Consider the following 18,347-nt stretch of genomic DNA (forward strand, 5'->3'; position numbering starts at 1 on the left):
ATCAGGGTGAACACTAATTTAATTTAGTTCCAGATCAAACATCTTTTGCAATAAGAATGGGATTTTTATAGAACCAACTTCAAGAAATGAATCAATAAACGGGAGATCATTAGATGAGAATGAATAAAGCAGTTCTCCCCACCATTCCGTTTCATAGCGACATATCATGCTTAAGTTATAAAGAATTAAATAATGAATCAATAACTCTGGCATGTTTCGATATAAAGTTGGTAGCACAGGTAGATAATAATTACCTTCCATTGCATAAGCAAGAGGAGAAGATTCAATTTGCTTCGTTTTTTGCAAATCGATATTAATCATACCTTCTTCCTCATAACATTTCCAATCGTGTTCAGTTTTTTGATTAACCATTTGTGCAAAGCGGTGCGGTGGTTCTTTTACCCTTTTAAAATCTTTTTTCGTTGCCGTTAAAAATGGTGGAGCCCCTTCTAATTTTATTAACGGTGTTGTTTTTTCAAATGTCTTAAAAGTGTCTAGCAGTTCAGGAATGGCCATAAGTAAATGGTACATTTTAAACTTTTCCCCTGTTAATTGTTTCACATGAAACACTTTTTCTGACAAATATCGATAAAAGCCATCTTTTTGCACTTTGATTTCGTCTTTTAAGAAGGAGTAATCTTGCTTTTTCCGTTTACGAGTAGACACTCCGTGAGCTAGAACTTGTGTAGTGGAGGGATAGAATGGATCGACAGTTAAAAGTAACGCCTTTAACCAATGACTAAGACCGTAAAAGAATAATACCGGTTTAATGGATAATGGTGCTTGAAGGCCTTGTGAGAAAAAAGAGTCCCCCATTTTTATATAATAAACAAAGGAGTAGCCATTTTTATAAGACAATTCTTTAGATGAATCAAGCTGCTGTTTTTCATATATACGATGTAGATATGTTTTTACATAATCAGCGGATAAAAAAATCGTAGTAAAAGTGTATTTCCCTGACATACAACATTCCCTCCATAAATATTTGTTTATTCTAAAAAATCAGTTATAACTTCCTTCCTTGACAGTAGTTTATCCAGTTGTTAAGCTACTAATAATATTTTGCGAAAATATTGAAAGGGGAATTGTCTCATGTGGGAGAACAAATTTCAGAAAGAGGGTTTAACGTTTGATGATGTGTTGCTTGTGCCGGCAAAATCAGAAGTATTACCGAATCAAGTTTCTGTAAAAACGGTGCTTTCAGACACATTAACGTTAAACATTCCAATTATTAGTGCGGGAATGGATACGGTAACGGAAGCGGAAATGGCAATTGCAATGGCGCGTGAAGGTGGCTTAGGAATTATTCATAAAAATATGTCAATTGAGCAACAGGCGGACCAGGTTGATCGTGTAAAACGTTCAGAAAGTGGCGTTATTACAAACCCATTTTATCTAACTGAGGACCATCAAGTTTTCGATGCAGAACATTTAATGGGAAAATATCGTATTTCAGGGGTGCCGATTGCAGATGAGAACCAAAAGTTAGTTGGTATTATAACAAATCGTGATTTAAGATTTATTGAAGACTACTCAATTGCAATAAAAGACGTCATGACAAAAGAAGGCTTAGTAACAGCTCCAGTTGGGACAACTCTTAAAGAAGCACAAAATATTTTGCAAAAATATCGGATTGAAAAGCTCCCTCTAGTCGATAATGAGGGGATTTTAAAAGGTCTTATTACAATTAAAGATATTGAAAAAGCCATAGAATTTCCTAATTCAGCAAAAGATTCACAAGGTCGTTTAATTGTTGGTGCTGCAGTAGGGATTGGAGGCGACTCTGATACGAGGACAAAAGCACTCGTTGAGGCTGGGATTGACGTTTTAGTTATTGATACGGCTCATGGACACTCGCAAGGAGTCATTAATAAAGTAAAGGAAGTTCGCCAAACTTATCCAGATTTAAACATCATAGCTGGTAATGTTGCAACTGCTGGGGCAACACGAGACCTTATTGAAGCAGGAGCTAATATTATTAAGGTTGGAATTGGACCTGGCTCAATTTGTACGACACGAGTGGTAGCAGGAATCGGTGTTCCGCAAGTTACAGCAGTTTATGATTGTGCAACAGAGGCTAAAAAGCATGGTGTACCAATTATTGCAGATGGTGGAATTAAATATTCAGGAGAGGTCGCAAAGGCACTTGCTGCCGGGGGACATGCCGTTATGCTAGGAAGTCTATTAGCTGGTGTATCTGAAAGCCCTGGAGAAAGGGAGATCTACCAAGGACGACAATTTAAAGTTTACCGTGGAATGGGATCTCTCGGAGCAATGGAAAAAGGCAGTAAAGATCGTTATTTCCAAGAAGGCAATCAAAAGTTAGTACCAGAAGGTATCGAAGGTCGTATTGCTTATAAAGGGCCTCTTAAAGATTCAATTCATCAGTTAGTTGGTGGTTTAAGAGCAGGGATGGGTTACTGTGGTACATCGACAGTGGATTCATTACGTGAAGATGCTCAATTTATTCGTATAACGAATGCTGGCTTACGTGAAAGTCACCCACATGATGTGCAAATAACAAAAGAAGCTCCAAATTATTCAATGTAAGGAAAAAAATAAGTCGAACGTATGAATAGATAGGGACTCCCTTATCTATTCTTTTTTTTGTAACTATGGTAAAATATCGTTTGTTCGAAAAAAAAATTGTACGATTTGTACTTTATATAGAGTCAACTTTAGAGAACGATTTTGATATTGGAGAGGATGAAATGGGATGTTAAAACGATTGGCTACAATTAGCTTAATATTTGTGTTTACATTCATGAGTGTCGTTACATATGGAGGAACGACCTATGCCAATTTTGACCCAAATGTAGATACTGCTATTTTACTAGATGCTGAGACAGGGAAGATCCTTTATGAAAGAAATGTTGACCAGCCACTTCCACCAGCTAGTATGACGAAAATGATGAGTGAATATCTCATTTTAGAAGCTGTCAATAATGGAGAGATTGCTTGGGATGATATTGTTCCAATTAGTGAAGAGTTAGCCCAAATGTCTCATGATGAAGGCTTATCTAATGTCATGCTAAGAGTTGATCATGAATACACGGTAGAAGAATTGTATGAATCAGTAGCCATATATTCTGCCAATGCAGCGACGATGGCGGTTGCTGAATATATTTCCGGTTCTTATGGTGCGTTTGTTGAAATGATGAACGAACGTGGTAAAGAATTAGGTATGGGAACAACGTTACGTGAAGCTGGAGCAGAATATGGCTTAGATGACTTAGAGGAAATTGCAGCTGAAGGGCATGGAGATTTTCAATTTGTTAATACAACGGGCCTTCCGAACCGCCTTCTTTATGGTAACCACCCAGAAGGAACAGGTGCTGATGAAGATAACTATATGTCTGCACGAGCTACAGCGATTTTAGCTTTCCATCTTGTCAATGAGTATCCTGAAGTTTTAGATACAGCAAGCATCCCAGAGAAAGTGTTTCGAGAAGGAACAACAGATGCAATTACAATGCAAAACTGGAATTGGATGATAGAAGGAACAATGTATCCAGACCTTGATTATGAATATGTTGATGGATTAAAGACTGGTTTTACAAATGCAGCAGGATACTGCTTTACTGGAACTGGTGAAAAAGATGGACAACGCTTAATTAGTGTTGTCATGAAAGCAGGTTCTGAAATTGAGCGCTTCAATGAAACCGAGCGATTAATGAAATATGGATTTAACAACTATTCACAACAAGAAATCTACCCTGCAGATATGCAATTAGAAGGGTATGAAACGATTCCTGTTACAAAGGGTACTGAGGATGAAGTATCTGTTTCTACAAGCGATGCAATTTCAACGATCGTTCACCGAAGTGATGATGAAAGCTCTTATTCATATTCAGTTCATCTAGATGAATCTCTTTTAGATGAAGAAGGTCAACTGACTGCACCAATTGAAGAAGGTCAAGTGATTGGGACAATGACTGTTGAATATCTCGGAGAACGTACAGAGGGGTACCTTCAAGGTGACGGTTCAAATTATACAACAGTAAACATTGTAACCAATGAACCAGTTGAAAGAGCAGGTTGGTTTACGCTTATGATGAGAGGTATTGGAGAGTTTTTTTCTAATATTTGGTCATCTGTTGCAGATACTGTAAGAGGATGGTTTTAAATTGGATGAAAAAGAGAAGGTTTCTACCTTCTCTTTTGATTAATCTACATAATTTTTAATTTTACCTAAGTTTTATACAAGAAAAGTGTTGTTTTTTCGGAAATGGTGTTAATAATGTCTGATTTTTCGTTATAATGGTATAGGAAACGTTGGATAAAAATGATTCGAATATCCAAAATACAATTAACTAAAAGTTTAAGGGGGATATTACTATGGAAAGACAAACAGGTACAGATCGTGTAAAGCGTGGTATGGCAGAAATGCAAAAAGGCGGCGTCATTATGGACGTTGTCAATGCTGAACAAGCGAAAATTGCTGAGGAAGCTGGTGCTGTTGCAGTAATGGCATTAGAGCGTGTCCCATCTGATATTCGTGCTGCAGGTGGAGTAGCTCGTATGGCAGACCCATCTATCGTAGAAGAAGTACAAAATGCAGTGACAATTCCAGTTATGGCAAAAGCTCGTATAGGTCATATTACTGAAGCTCGTGTACTTGAAGCATTAGGCGTTGATTATATTGATGAAAGTGAAGTACTAACGCCAGCTGATGAAGTTTATCACTTAAATAAGCGTGACTTTACAGTTCCATTTGTTTGTGGTGGACGTGACTTAGGTGAAGCAGCACGCCGTATTGGTGAGGGAGCATCAATGATCCGTACGAAGGGTGAACCTGGTACAGGAAACATTGTTGAAGCTGTGCGCCATATGCGCATGATGCAGTCTCAAATTAAAAAAGTGATCGGTATGTCTGAAGATGAGTTAATGACAGAAGCGAAAAACCTTGGTGCACCTTATGATGTTCTGTTAGAAATTAAGCGTACAGGTAAATTCCCTGTTGTTAACTTTGCAGCAGGTGGTATTGCAACTCCAGCTGATGCTGCATTAATGATGCAGTTAGGTGCAGACGGTGTATTCGTTGGTTCAGGTATTTTCAAATCTGACAACCCACAACGTTTTGCACGTTCAATTGTTGAAGCAACAACGCATTATGAGGACTACAAGTTAATTGCTGAACTATCTAAGGATTTAGGTACAGCAATGAAAGGGATTGAAATCTCTACATTAGAAGAAAAAGACCGTATGCAAGACCGCGGTTGGTAAGGTGTTCATTTACCTTCAATTGAGAGGAGAATAACATCATGATAAACATAGGTGTTTTAGCGTTACAAGGAGCGGTTAGAGAGCATGTAAAAGCACTAGAAGCTCCAGACGTACATGTTAAAGTCGTTAAACGCGCTTCTGACTTAAATGAAATTGATGGATTAGTTTTTCCTGGTGGCGAAAGCACAACCATGAGAAAACTCATTGATAAATATGATTTCTTTGAACCGTTAAAAGAGTTCGCCAATAGAGGAAAACCAATGTTTGGTACTTGTGCAGGAGCAATACTAATGGCAAAGGAACTTGTTGGCCATGCTGAGCCACATTTAGCAGTTATGGATATAAAAGTGGAGCGAAATGCATTCGGACGCCAGCGAGAAAGCTTTGAAATTGATTTAGATGTAAAAGGCGTTGGCGATAACTTCCCAGCTGTATTTATTCGTGCACCAATTATCCAACATGCAGGTGAAAATGTTGAGGTCGTCGCAGAATGTGATGGGGAAACTGTTGCAGCAAAACAAGGTCCTTATCTTGCTTGTTCTTTTCACCCAGAATTAACAGATGATGCACGTATGCATCAGTTTTTTGTGAAAATGGTGCGTGAAAGTCAGGTACCTGCTTGATTAAACACATAAAAATCGGTTAGAATATTGATTAACATCATTATATGAACTGTGAAGAAGGGAATTAGTAACAATATTTATTCACCTCAGAGAGCCGATGGTTGCTGTGAATCGGTGTGAATGTATTGTGAATCCATCCTGGAGCAAAGCAGTTGAAATGAAAGTAGACTGCTTCGGTTGATTGACCGTTATTCAATAAAGCTGGAAGTACATATGTACTTCAATTAGGGTGGCAACGCGGGTAGCTCTCGTCCCTTTATATAGGGACGGGAGTTTTTTGTGTTTTTATAACATGATAGAACTAACTTACGTTTTCCCGATAAAGCATTTGTTGAAAGCTTATACCCTTTTTCACAATAAATTAGGAGGTAAGAAAATGTTAGATGTTAAACGACTTCGTAAAGACTTTGATAACATTAAGGAGCAATTAGCACACAGAAATGAGGATATTTCTGATTTAGACCGTTTCGGTGACCTAGATCAAAAGAGACGAGATTTGATTCAAAAAGTAGAGGATCTTAAAAGTCGCCGAAATACAGTATCTCAGGAAATTTCCCAGCTCAAGAGGGAGAAAAAAGATGCTGATGACTTAATTAAAGAAATGAAAGATGTTTCTACTCGTGTAAAAGAATTAGATGAAGAATTACGTGTTGTTGATGATGAGCTGACGAATATTCTGTTAACGATCCCGAATATTCCTCATGAAACTGTCCCTGTAGGTGCAGATGAAGAAGACAATGTTGAGGCAAGAAAATGGGGAGAAGTCCCTTCATTATCATTTGAGGCAAAGCCGCATTGGGATTTAGCGTCGGATCTAGGAATAGTAGATTTTGAACGAGCATCTAAAGTAACAGGTAGTCGCTTTGTTTTTTATAAAGGGTTAGGTGCAAGACTTGAACGAGCTTTAATTAACTTTATGATGGACCTTCATCAAGATAAACATGGTTATGAAGAGGTATTACCACCGTATATGGTAAACCGAGATAGCATGACAGGGACAGGTCAACTTCCAAAATTTGAAGAAGATTCATTTAAAATTCGAGAGGAAGACTACTTCTTAATCCCAACAGCTGAAGTACCAGTGACAAATTTACATCGAGATGAAATTATGGGTGGAGAAGATTTACCAAAAACCTATACGGCATATAGTGCTTGTTTCCGTTCAGAAGCAGGGTCTGCTGGACGTGATACAAGAGGGTTAATTAGGCAGCACCAGTTTAATAAGGTGGAGCTTGTAAGGTTTGTTAAACCTGAGGAATCATATGACCAACTTGAGTTACTAACGTCCCATGCCGAAAAAGTATTGCAACTACTTGAGTTACCATACCGAGTGATGGATATGTGTACAGGTGACTTAGGATTTACTGCAGCAAAGAAATATGACATTGAAGTTTGGATCCCAAGTTATGGAACTTATCGTGAAATTTCATCTTGCAGTAACTTTGAGGACTTCCAAGCACGTAGAGCAAATATTCGATTTAAACGTGATGCAAAAGGCAAAGCAGAGTATGTTCATACTTTAAACGGTTCTGGGTTAGCAGTAGGAAGAACAGTTGCTGCCATTTTAGAAAACTATCAACAAGAAGACGGTACTATTCGTGTCCCTGAAGTATTAAAGCCATATATGGGTGGCAAAGATATCATTTCAAAATAATATTTAGAACAACCTCTTTTTTTTAGAGAGGTTGTTTTTTTATTTATGTCTGAAATATTTCTGTAATAAATGAAACACATAAGAAATACGTATGTGATATAAAAAATAAAATTTAAGAATAATCAGACAAATATTTATTCATTATTACTTATTTTTATTTGGAAATTAATTATAAGCCCCATGGTAATTATAAATATACAATAATATAAATATTATTTTTATTCGAAAAACTTAGAATGCCGAAATATCTAAAAAGAAATAATTTTCAAAAAACTATGTACAGCCAAATATAACTGTGTTAAATTAATTCTATCAAAATGGATAAAAGGAGAATCTCTATTTTTTGGGTAGTATAGTGTTTTTAAAAATATATACTTATTGATGCATAAAATATCATATAATGTCGATTTAAGGCACCGCTATTACATATATGACATGGGGTGAGATGTATGGGGAATGAAGCACAGGATTTACTTGAAGTAAAAGACTTAAAAACATACTTTTTTATGGAGGATAAAACAGCAAAAGCAGTAGATGGAGTAAATTTCTCTATAAAAAAAGGGGAGACCTTGGCGTTAGTAGGTGAGTCAGGTAGTGGTAAAAGTATTACATCCCTTTCAATAATGAGGTTAATTCATTCACCTCCAGGAGAGATTGTAGATGGTTCAATTAAACTTGAAGGGAAAGAACTTTTAAAGCTATCAGATCGAGAAATGCGAAAAGTAAGAGGTAATGACATTGGAATGATATTCCAAGAACCTATGACTTCATTAAATCCTGTATATACAATTGGAAATCAAATAGCTGAAACGTTAATGAAGCATAAAAAAATGAAAAAGAAAGAAGCGTACCTTAAAGCGATTGATTTATTAAAGCTCGTAGGTTTCCCAAGAGCCGAAGAAATTGTTCATGAATACCCACACCAGCTTTCGGGAGGAATGAGACAGAGGGCAATGGTTGCGATTGCGATGAGTTGTGACCCAAAACTCTTAATTGCAGATGAACCGACAACTGCGTTAGATGTAACGATTCAATCCCAAATATTAGATTTAATGATTGAAATGAAAGAGAAGTTTGAGTCTTCCATTCTACTAATTACCCATGACCTAGGTATTGTAGCAGAAGTTGCTGACAGAGTATTGGTTATGTATGGAGGACAAATTGTTGAAGAGGCTCCTGTAAAAGAGCTTTTTACAGACCCTAAGCATCCATATACAGTCGGTTTATTAGGGAGTATTCCAAATTTAGATTTAGATGTAGAACGACTAGAATCTATACCTGGTACAGTTCCACCGGCACACCGGTTCCCACAAGGCTGTAGGTTTGCACCCAGGTGTAAACATGTCATGGACAAATGTCGTGAAACAAATCCAGGCCTTATAGAGACAAAAGCAAAACAAAAAGTCAGATGCTATCTCTATGAGGATTAAGGGGGAGAACATAATGGAGCAACCAAAAGATAAAGTCATTGAAGTAAGAAACTTAAAAAAATACTTCCCTGTAAAAGGTGGGGTTTTGCAAAGAACTGTTGGCCATGTAAAAGCAGTAGACGATGTTTCTTTTGACGTATTTAAAGGAGAGACATTAGGAATTGTAGGGGAGTCAGGTTCAGGAAAGTCGACACTAGGAAGAACGATATTAAGACTTTTAAATCCAACAGAAGGTCAAATTTTATTTGATGGTGATGACATCTCAAATATCGGTAATCGAAGATTAAGACCTTACCGAAAAGATATGCAAATGGTTTTTCAAGACCCGTTTGCGTCGTTAAATCCTAGAATGAGTGTTGGTGAGATCATCGAAGAACCAATGTTAGTCCAAAAAACACTATCGAAGAAAGATCGAAAAAATAAAGTGGTAGATTTACTAGAAAAAGTTGGTTTAAGCGAGGAGGCTAGAGAGAAATATCCTCATGAGTTCTCTGGGGGGCAACGTCAACGTATAGGCATTGCAAGAGCGCTATCAATTAACCCGAAATTTATTATTGGAGATGAGCCGGTATCAGCATTGGATGTTTCTGTACAATCGCAAGTATTAAATTTGATGGATGATTTACAAGATGAATTTAGTCTTACATATTTGTTTATTGCACATGATTTAAGTGTCGTTAAGCATATTAGTGATCGTGTAGGGGTGATGTATCTCGGAAGGTTAGCTGAGATTGGTCCTAAAGATAAAATATACAACAATCCCCTACATCCATATACACAAGCATTACTATCGTCTGTACCGGTAGCAGAATTTGATAGAAAAAGGGAGAAAATCAAGTTAAAAGGTGAGCTCCCAAGTCCATCTAATCCTCCGACTGGGTGTTCATTCCATACTCGTTGTCCTGAAGCTCATGAACGATGTAAGGTAGAGCGTCCGGAGCTTATTCATTATGGTGAAGGTCACTATGTATCTTGCCATTTATACACCGATGAAAAATAAAAGTCGTCACGTAAGTACTTTTAAGGAGGTGAGGGGAAGAAAGAAATACTTTTAATTTTTCTTTTCTATTTTTAAAATCTTCGGAAAAAAACAAGGGGGGTACATGTATTTATGAAGTTAAGTAAATTTTTGCTTATGCTGTTAGCTTTAACGCTAGCTATTGTGTTAGTTGCTTGTGGTGGAGACGATGAAGTCGACGCTCCAGAAGATGATGATGTGACAGATGAACCAGAAGATGATGGTGCTGGTGAAGATGACGGTGGAGACGCTGATGAAGAGGCAACAGATGATGGCCCTAAATCAGGAGGAACAATAACTGCAGGAATGTATTCAGCTCCTGGTCACCAATTCAACCCGATTTTCTATTCAGATGCATATGAGGCTAACATCTTAGATTTTACTCATGAAGCGTTAGTAACGTTAAATGAGAACTTAGAGTATATTCCTAGATTAGCACAAGACTGGGAAACGAATGAAGATCAGACTACAATTACTTATTTCCTTCAAGAAGATGTAAAGTGGCATGACGGTGAAGACTTTACAGCAGACGATGTTTATTTCACATATTCATCTATTGCGAGTGGTGAATACGTAGCAGCTGGTGGTGTACGTATTGACTATGCCCGTTTCTTAGAAGGTTATGAAGAGTTTAGAGATGGTGAAACGGATGAATTCGCTGGTGTAGAAGTGATCGACGATTACACTGTAGCGTTCCATTTCGCTCAACCAAACGTTACTCCTGAATTCCGTACGAGTTTCCCAATAATCCCTGCTCACGTATATGAAGGGGTAAGTGTAGCGGATATGGTAGATCACTCTGCGTCACGTAATGCAGGTGAAATTATTGGTACTGGTCCATTCCAGTTAACGGAAATGATCGAAGGCGAGCAATATGTTTTAACTGCAAATGAAGATTATTGGCAAGGTACACCTCACCTAGATGGAATTACTTGGCGTGTCATTGAACAATCAATTATGCCTGGTATGTTAGAGAATGGTGAGCTAGACATGGTGGCTGAGCCTAATGGTGTACCAGCAGCCGACTTTGAACGCGTTGATGCATTAGACAATGTTACAACATTTACAACTCAAGACTTCGGTTACCAGTATATCGGTATTAAGCATCACCACCGTACAGCAGAAGATGTTGAAAATGGTGTGATTAACCCTGATAACTGGGTTGTAAACGAAAAAGTTCAAGATAAGCGTGTACGTCAAGCGATGGTTTATGCATTAAATCGTCAAGCCATGGTTGATGGACTAATGAACGGATTAGGTTCTGTATTACATGCTCCATTCCCAGAAGCATCATGGGCGTATGATGAAAGTGCTTTCAATGTTTATGAGCAGGACGTAGAGAAAGCGAATGCTTTACTTGATGAAGCGGGATATGTTGACGTTACTGGTGACGGTTTCCGTGAAGACCCTGACGGTAACGAGTGGGTACTAAATCTTGATTACCCAACAGGAAACGAGATCCGTGAACGTACGGCACCAATCATTGCTGCAGAGTTAGGTGAAGTCGGAATCAATGTTAACGTACGTAATCCTCGTGATGCAGCAACTCATTTCCAAATTGTTGAAGAGGATAATACTGATTGGGATCTTTATTTAGCAGGGTGGAGCTTAGCAACAGGAGACCCAGACCCAGCAGGTATCTGGAAGTCTGACAATCCATTTAACTTTCTTCGCTGGAACGATGAGCGAAGTGATGAGTTAATTGAACAGGCGGTTACAGCACCAGACGCATTTGATTTAGATTTCCGTGCAGAAACGTATAACGAGTGGACGGCTCATGTAACAGAAGAAGTACCAACGGTCTTCTTGTATTCTTCAGACAATATTTATGCATATAACGCTGCATTACAAGGAGTTCATGAAAGACCAACTGGTATTTACTTCAATTCTCACGAATGGTGGTTAGATCAATAAATTAAGATTGTTTCGTTGAGGGGAGGCAGTGCACGGCCCCTGGTCGTGCACTTGTTTAATCCTTGTAGGAGGAATGCTGAATGCATAAATATATTATCCGTCGAATATTACAATTCATACCGATGTTATTTCTCGTAACGGTTGTTGTATTTGGACTAGCAAAGGCGGCTCCCGGAGATGTACTTTCAGGAGAAAGACTCGATCCAAATATACCAGCCGAAGTTTTTGAGATGCGTCGTGAAGCACTTGGATTAAATGATCCAATACATATTCAGTATTGGAATTGGCTATCTAGTGTTGCAATAGGTGACTTAGGAACGTCAATGCAATATTCAGGAAGACCTGTAATGGATTTAATAAACGCAAGAATTATGAATACCGTTTATTTATCCCTATTTGCTTTAGGTGTTACGCTAGCAGTAGCAATTCCAATTGGAATTTATTCAGCACAACGTAAATATTCATTATTTGATTACGGAGCTACCACCTTTGCCTTTTTAGGTTTGGCTACACCAAACTTTTTCGCCGGGCTTTTAGCAATCTATGTGTTTGCCTTTACATTGGGCTGGTTTCCTTCACAAGGTACAGTCTCCGCCACCGGATTGACCGGAATCGAATTATTCCTCAATAAGCTTAAACACCTTGTGTTGCCTGGTTTCACACTAGGTTTAGCTAGTACAGCAGCATATATGAGGTATATGAGAACTGAAATGCTAGAAGTAAAAGGTAGTGACTTCATAAGAACGGCGAAAGCAAAAGGGTTAACAAATAAATCAGTTTTGTATAAACACACGCTAAGAAACGCACTCATTCCTATTATTACTTTGTTAGGACTAGAGTTTGGAACATTATTAAGTGGGGCGGTTATCACAGAGCAAGTTTTTAATTACCCGGGGATAGGGCAATTATTTATTACTTCTATAACAAATCGGGATTATCCAGTTATTATGGCAATTAATTTAATCTTAGCGGTTTCCATATTAGTAGGGAATCTATTAGCTGATATTTTCTATGCCATAGTAGATCCTAGAATACGTTACGATTGAGGTGAATGCTGATGGAAACCCAAGTACAAAAAAACATGCCTCCTTCGCCTGGTAAAGCTAAATCTGATGCACCGAAAAGCTTAAGTCCTTTCCAATTATCAATGCGGCGCTTTCTTAAAAATAAGTTAGCAATAGTGGGAATTTTCATTTTAGCGTTCTTTGTTTTAGTTGCAATATTTGCTGATGTTATAGCAACTCATGACCCTGTACAATATGACATGTATAACATTGAAGCAAAAGCATCTTCTGAAAATTGGCTAGGAACGGACCGTTCTGGAAGAGATAACTTCTCTCGTCTAGTCTATGGATCTAGAATTTCATTAACAGTTGGATTTTTCGCGATGTTATTTACCTTATTGGTTGGTATAACACTCGGATCGTTAGCCGGCTACTATGGTGGGAAAATAGATAGTATTATTATGCGTGCGACCGATTTAATGTTAATTTTACCATTTTTATTAATGGTTCTAACTGTTATTGCAATACTAGAAAGGATCAACATTACAATATTTATAACAATAATTGCACTAACTTCTTGGCCTACATTAACTAGGCTCATTCGAGGTACTTTTCTATCTTTACGGGAGAAGGAGTTTATATTAGGTGCTCGTTCTATAGGAGCATCTGATTTCCGGATTATATTCAAACATTTCTTACCGAATGCGGTAGGACCGATTATTGTAAATGCAACATTAATGATGGCAATGATGATTATTATAGAATCAGCCTTAAGCTTTATTGGTTTTGGGATCCCTCAACCAACACCTACATGGGGGAACATGATTACTGAAGCAAATAACCTTAGAATGCTTGAGGATAATTGGGAAGCATGGCTTCCACCTGGTTTAGCTATTTTATTGACAGTACTTGCGATAAACTTTATTGGTGATGGTTTAAGAGATGCATTCGATACAAAAAGTTAAAGAAAGGGAGGTAATGCCTTCTTTTCTTTTTTTTGTTGTTTTAATTTGTTAATTTATGGGCGTTTCTACTAATTTTGTATTTATTAATTTCTGCCTAATTTCTTCATATTTATTATATAATTCTAAAAAATAATGCAAAAACAAATGCATAATTTGACGAATCATTGTATAATGTTTCGTAACATATACCTAAATATGTTTAAGGTTATTTAGATTCTCTAACCGAAATATCACGATGATCTAGGGCAATAGCCGTAAAGATAAGGGAGAAGAAAATATGAAAGAATCTTAGTATACATAAAAATATCAGAAAATTTAAATATCGATGAATAATTTTACATAACAGCTAGCAAAAGAGATGATCAATTATTTATTCTAGAATAATTATTTTTGATGTGGTTATTGAAAAAAGAATAATAACTACTTTTTTATAGTTAGTGCTAAATAAATGTAGTAATTTTGAAAAATCATAAAATTTACTTTACAAATAGTTATCAGACAATTAAAATAATTATAAAGTTGTAACACTTTTGTTAGAGAATTGAAAATAAAATTAAACATTGACTTAGCAAAGACATTATAATAGTATTCTTAATAAAGTTACTTTTTAATATTTTCAGAAAACATTGAAGGGTTTGGTATCCTATGAGCAATCAAGAAGCGCTTTTAGAGGTGAAGGGGCTACATACTGGATTCGATATCGATGGACAAACATACCATGCGGTTAAGGACGTTTCGTTTGATGTTAAACCAAAAGAGGTCGTTTGTGTTGTTGGTGAATCTGGATGTGGAAAGAGTGTAATGTCACTATCTATTATGAATTTATTGCCGAAGCATAACGGTAAAATTGATAAAGGACAAATCCTCTTCCAAGGCAAAGATATAGCACCTCTATCTGAAAAAGAAATGAATAAAATACGTGGAAAAGATATTAGTATGATCTTCCAGGAGCCAATGACTGCACTAAACCCAGTTCTAACAATTGGCTTTCAGATGGATGAAGTACTTGTAAACCATACAGATATTTCAAAAGAAGAAATTCGTAAGAAGAGTATTTCATTATTAAACCAAGTAGGAATTTCAAGAGCTGAACAAATCGTTCATGAGTACCCTCACCAACTTTCAGGTGGGATGCGACAACGTGTCATGATTGCCATGGCAATAGCTTGTCAGCCTAAATTACTTATCGCAGATGAACCAACGACAGCACTAGATGTAACGGTACAGGCACAAATTCTTGAATTAATTAAGAATATTCAAGATGAGGTGGGGATGGCGGTAATGCTTATTACCCACGACCTTGGTGTCGTAGCAGAAATGGCAGACAGAGTTGTCGTTATGTATGCGGGACAAGTAGTCGAGCAGTCTGATGTAGACCGCGTTTTTTATAACCCGCAACATCCATATACGCAATCGCTTTTAAACTCTATTCCTAGAATGGAAGAAGAGAAAGAAACGTTAAATACTATTAAAGGTATTGTTCCATCATTAAAGAACATGCCGCAAGTTGGTTGCCGCTTTGTGGATCGCTGTCCAAAAGCGATGCCAGAGTGTAGTGAAATTACTCCGCAATTGGGTGAAACGGAAAAAGGACACTCCGTCCGTTGTATCCTTTATGATGCAAGTCACCCGGATAAGGAAACGGAGGTACAATCATGAGTCAGCAAACAGAAAAAGCAGAGCACTTATTAGAAGTGAAAGAATTAAAGAAATATTACCCTGTACGCGGAGGGTTTCTTCGAAGGAAAGTCGGAGATGTTAAGGCTGTAGATAATATATCATTAGAATTAAAACGTGGTGAAACTTTTGGTCTAGTAGGTGAGTCTGGTTGCGGGAAATCTACAGCTGGACGAACGATCACTCGCTTGTTCAAGCCAACAGAAGGGAAAATCTTTTTTGAAGGCAAGGACATTACGAAATATCGTGGTCCACGTCTTAGAAATATCCGTAAAGATATTCAAATGGTCTTCCAAGACCCGTATGCTTCTTTAAACCCGAAAATGATGGTTGGAAGTATTGTAACAGAACCATTGATTAACTATCATGGGGGGTCTGAGAAAAAGTATAAAGATGAAGTTATGCAACTTCTTAATAAAGTAGGACTCCCTGAAGATGCATACTTTAAATATCCTCATGAATTTTCAGGAGGACAACGTCAACGTATTGGTATTGCTCGTGCGTTAGCGTTAAAACCAAAACTTATTGTTGCTGATGAGCCAGTTTCTGCGTTAGATGTTTCCGTACAATCTCAAGTCTTGAATCTATTAAAAGAACTACAACAAGAATTTGATTTAACTTTATTATTTATCGCTCACGATCTAAGTGTCGTAAAACATATGAGTGATCGTATCGGTGTAATGTACTTAGGGAATCTCGTCGAAGTAGCAGATGCAGAGGACTTATATAATGATCCAAAACACCCATACACGCAAGCACTGATTTCTGCGATCCCACAACCGGATCCTCGAAACAAAAGTGAGCGAATTATTTTGAAGGGCGATGTTCCGAGTCCTCAAAATCCACCAGTGGGATGCCCGTTCCACCCTCGCTGTCCAGAGGCGATGCCAGAGTGCAGTGAGAAAAAGCCCCAGTTAAAGGGGGTGAACAAGGAACACAGAGTTTCATGCTTGCTATATGAATAACCAATGTTTCACAACATTAAACAATTAAGGGGGAATTACAAGGATGAAAAAATCACTATTATTGCTACTAGCAATGCTACTTTCAGTATCTCTTTTAGTCGTTGCTTGTGGTGGCGGAGATGATGATGAGGTCGACACTGATCCAGCTGATGAAACAGAAGGTACTGACGAAGATACAGATACTGACGCTGATGAAAACGGTGAAGAAGATGTCGCTGAAGGCGATGTACCTCAAGGTGGAGAAGTAACTTATGGCTTTACACAACCTTTTGCAGGTGTGTTTGATATCGCCCATTATGGTGGTCAAGATGACAGTTTAGTTCTTGCGTTCTTAACTGATACACTTCTTTCTACAGGCGATGACCTAATGCCTATTCCACATTTAGCAGATTGGGAACTTTCTGATGATGGTTTAACGGTTACTTTCGATATTAAAGAAGGTGTTTATTGGCATAATGGGGAAGAGTTAACTGCTCAAGATATGGCATATACTTGGCAAGTAATTGCTCACCCTGATTATACTGGTACACGCTTTTCAAACGTAGAAATGATCGTAGGTGCTGAAGATGTTAAAAATCTAGAAGACTATGATCCAGAGCCAGTTCATGAATTAGAAGGTGTAAGAATTATTGATGATTACACTCTAGAAGTAGATGTTGTAGAAGTAAGACCTAATGTTGTTTCTACAATGTGGACAAATCCAATTCCAAGCGCTCATTATGAAGGTCTTGCAGTAGCTGACATTGAAGAGTCAGATCAAGTGCGTCGTGACCCAGTAGGATTAGGACCATTCAAGGTAACAAATATTGTTCCTGGTGAAATGGTAGAATTTGAAGCTTACGAAGACTATTGGCAAGGTACTCCGAACTTAGATAGTCTAGTCTTCCAAGTTGTTGATGGTGCTATGGGAGCTGAGTTAGTACAACAAGGTGAAGTTGATATTTTAGAAATTCAACCTGGTCAAGCTGTACAACTTGAAGGTAATGACAATGTTAATGTATTAGATTACGAAAGACTTTCTTACTCTTACATTGGATTTAAGTTAGGGGAATGGGATGGCGAGCAAATTGTCATGAATAACCCTAAATTTGAGGACAAACGAGTTCGTCAAGCAATTGCATATGCACTTGACCGTCAAGGAATGATTGATAGCTTCAGTGATGGTTATGGTACAGTGATTAATGCTCCTGAAGCAGTGATCAGCTGGGCATATCCAGATGAGTCTGACCTTACTCAATATGAGTATAGTCCAGAGCGTGCTATGGAACTTCTTGATGAAGCAGGTTTTGAAGATGTAACTGGAGACGGATGGCGTGAAAATGCTGATGGTGAAGAATTCACAGTTAACTTCATGGCTATGAGTGGATCTGATATTTCTGAACCACGAGCTCAATATATTGTTCAAAACTTGCAAGATGTAGGTATTAACGCATCACTACAAGATAACCAATTATTTGAATTCAACCTTTTCTATGACCTTGTAGAAGAAGACGATCCAGATATTGACTTGTTTATGGGTGCATGGGGACTAGCAGCTGACCCGGACCCAAGTGGTTTATGGAGAAAGAACGACTTCTGGAACTTCCCAAGATGGTACTCTGAGACATCAGAAGAGCTAATCAAGGAAGGTCTAAGCGAACAAGCTGCACTTGACCAAGATTATCGTACTCAAGTTTATCAAGAATGGCATCAACACATTAATGAAGAATTACCAATGATTCCTCTGTTCTCACCAATTGGTGTGTATGCGGTTGATGCAAACGTTAAAAATGTAGAGCCATTTTTAAGTGATGCAACTAAAGATTCACATTTATGGTACAGAACAGATGTTGAATAATTAAAAAGGTTTTGTGATTAATCACAAACTCGGA

At 37.7% G+C, this 18,347-nt stretch carries 14 protein-coding genes and 1 other annotated feature; of the genes, 13 read left to right on the forward strand and 1 reads right to left on the reverse strand.

Annotation, left to right across the window (positions count from 1 at the left end):
- Positions 1–18: 18 nt before the first annotated feature.
- The gene (locus LGQ02_RS00070) at positions 19–963 is read right to left on the reverse strand and encodes a YaaC family protein (RefSeq protein WP_226516264.1); all 945 of its coding nucleotides are present in this window, start codon (positions 961–963) and stop codon (positions 19–21) included.
- A 129-nt stretch (positions 964–1,092) separates the two neighbouring features.
- On the opposite strand from LGQ02_RS00070, the gene guaB reads away from it, so the two are divergent.
- The 13 genes from guaB (at position 1,093) to opp4A (ending at position 18,313) form a co-directional block, all read left to right on the forward strand.
- Positions 1,093–2,550 (forward strand): IMP dehydrogenase, encoded by a 1,458-nt coding sequence (gene guaB / locus LGQ02_RS00075; RefSeq protein ID WP_226516265.1) that lies wholly within the window; start codon positions 1,093–1,095, stop codon positions 2,548–2,550.
- A 166-nt stretch (positions 2,551–2,716) separates the two neighbouring features.
- A complete protein-coding gene (locus tag LGQ02_RS00080; RefSeq protein ID WP_226516266.1) occupies positions 2,717–4,126 on the forward strand; it encodes a D-alanyl-D-alanine carboxypeptidase family protein in 1,410 nt (469 codons plus the stop codon).
- 212 nt (positions 4,127–4,338) lie between these two features.
- On the forward strand, positions 4,339–5,226 hold the full coding sequence (gene pdxS, locus LGQ02_RS00085; RefSeq protein WP_226516267.1) for a pyridoxal 5'-phosphate synthase lyase subunit PdxS: 888 nt from the start codon (positions 4,339–4,341) through the stop codon (positions 5,224–5,226).
- 38 nt (positions 5,227–5,264) lie between these two features.
- The gene (pdxT, locus tag LGQ02_RS00090; protein ID WP_226516268.1) at positions 5,265–5,849 is read left to right on the forward strand and encodes a pyridoxal 5'-phosphate synthase glutaminase subunit PdxT; all 585 of its coding nucleotides are present in this window, start codon (positions 5,265–5,267) and stop codon (positions 5,847–5,849) included.
- Positions 5,850–5,894: 45 nt separating this feature from the next.
- Positions 5,895–6,108, forward strand: a binding site (T-box leader).
- Between the two features lie 117 nt (positions 6,109–6,225).
- Positions 6,226–7,503 (forward strand): serine--tRNA ligase, encoded by a 1,278-nt coding sequence (gene serS / locus LGQ02_RS00095; RefSeq protein ID WP_226516269.1) that lies wholly within the window; start codon positions 6,226–6,228, stop codon positions 7,501–7,503.
- 449 nt (positions 7,504–7,952) lie between these two features.
- Entirely contained in the window at positions 7,953–8,933 is a 981-nt protein-coding gene (locus tag LGQ02_RS00100) for an ABC transporter ATP-binding protein (RefSeq protein WP_319003500.1), read from the forward strand.
- 13 nt (positions 8,934–8,946) lie between these two features.
- The gene (locus LGQ02_RS00105; RefSeq protein WP_226516270.1) at positions 8,947–9,933 is read left to right on the forward strand and encodes an ABC transporter ATP-binding protein; all 987 of its coding nucleotides are present in this window, start codon (positions 8,947–8,949) and stop codon (positions 9,931–9,933) included.
- 111 nt (positions 9,934–10,044) lie between these two features.
- Complete coding sequence (locus LGQ02_RS00110; RefSeq protein WP_226516271.1) at positions 10,045–11,865, forward strand: peptide-binding protein; 1,821 nt, start codon at positions 10,045–10,047, stop codon at positions 11,863–11,865.
- Between the two features lie 80 nt (positions 11,866–11,945).
- Complete coding sequence (locus tag LGQ02_RS00115; protein WP_226516272.1) at positions 11,946–12,911, forward strand: ABC transporter permease; 966 nt, start codon at positions 11,946–11,948, stop codon at positions 12,909–12,911.
- Between the two features lie 11 nt (positions 12,912–12,922).
- Positions 12,923–13,834, forward strand: a complete 912-nt coding sequence (gene opp4C / locus LGQ02_RS00120) for an oligopeptide ABC transporter permease (protein WP_404802374.1) — start codon at positions 12,923–12,925, stop codon at positions 13,832–13,834.
- A gap of 645 nt (positions 13,835–14,479) precedes the next feature.
- Complete coding sequence (locus tag LGQ02_RS00125; RefSeq protein ID WP_226516273.1) at positions 14,480–15,493, forward strand: ABC transporter ATP-binding protein; 1,014 nt, start codon at positions 14,480–14,482, stop codon at positions 15,491–15,493.
- Entirely contained in the window at positions 15,490–16,476 is a 987-nt protein-coding gene (locus LGQ02_RS00130) for an ABC transporter ATP-binding protein (protein ID WP_226516274.1), read from the forward strand. The genes LGQ02_RS00125 and LGQ02_RS00130 overlap by 4 nt, the downstream gene beginning before the upstream one ends.
- A gap of 43 nt (positions 16,477–16,519) precedes the next feature.
- Entirely contained in the window at positions 16,520–18,313 is a 1,794-nt protein-coding gene (gene opp4A / locus LGQ02_RS00135; protein ID WP_226516275.1) for an oligopeptide ABC transporter substrate-binding protein, read from the forward strand.
- The last annotated feature ends 34 nt before the right edge of the window (positions 18,314–18,347 follow it).

The organism is Bacillus shivajii, assembly GCF_020519665.1.
Taxonomy (GTDB): Bacteria; Bacillota; Bacilli; order Bacillales; family Salisediminibacteriaceae; genus Bacillus_CA; species Bacillus_CA shivajii.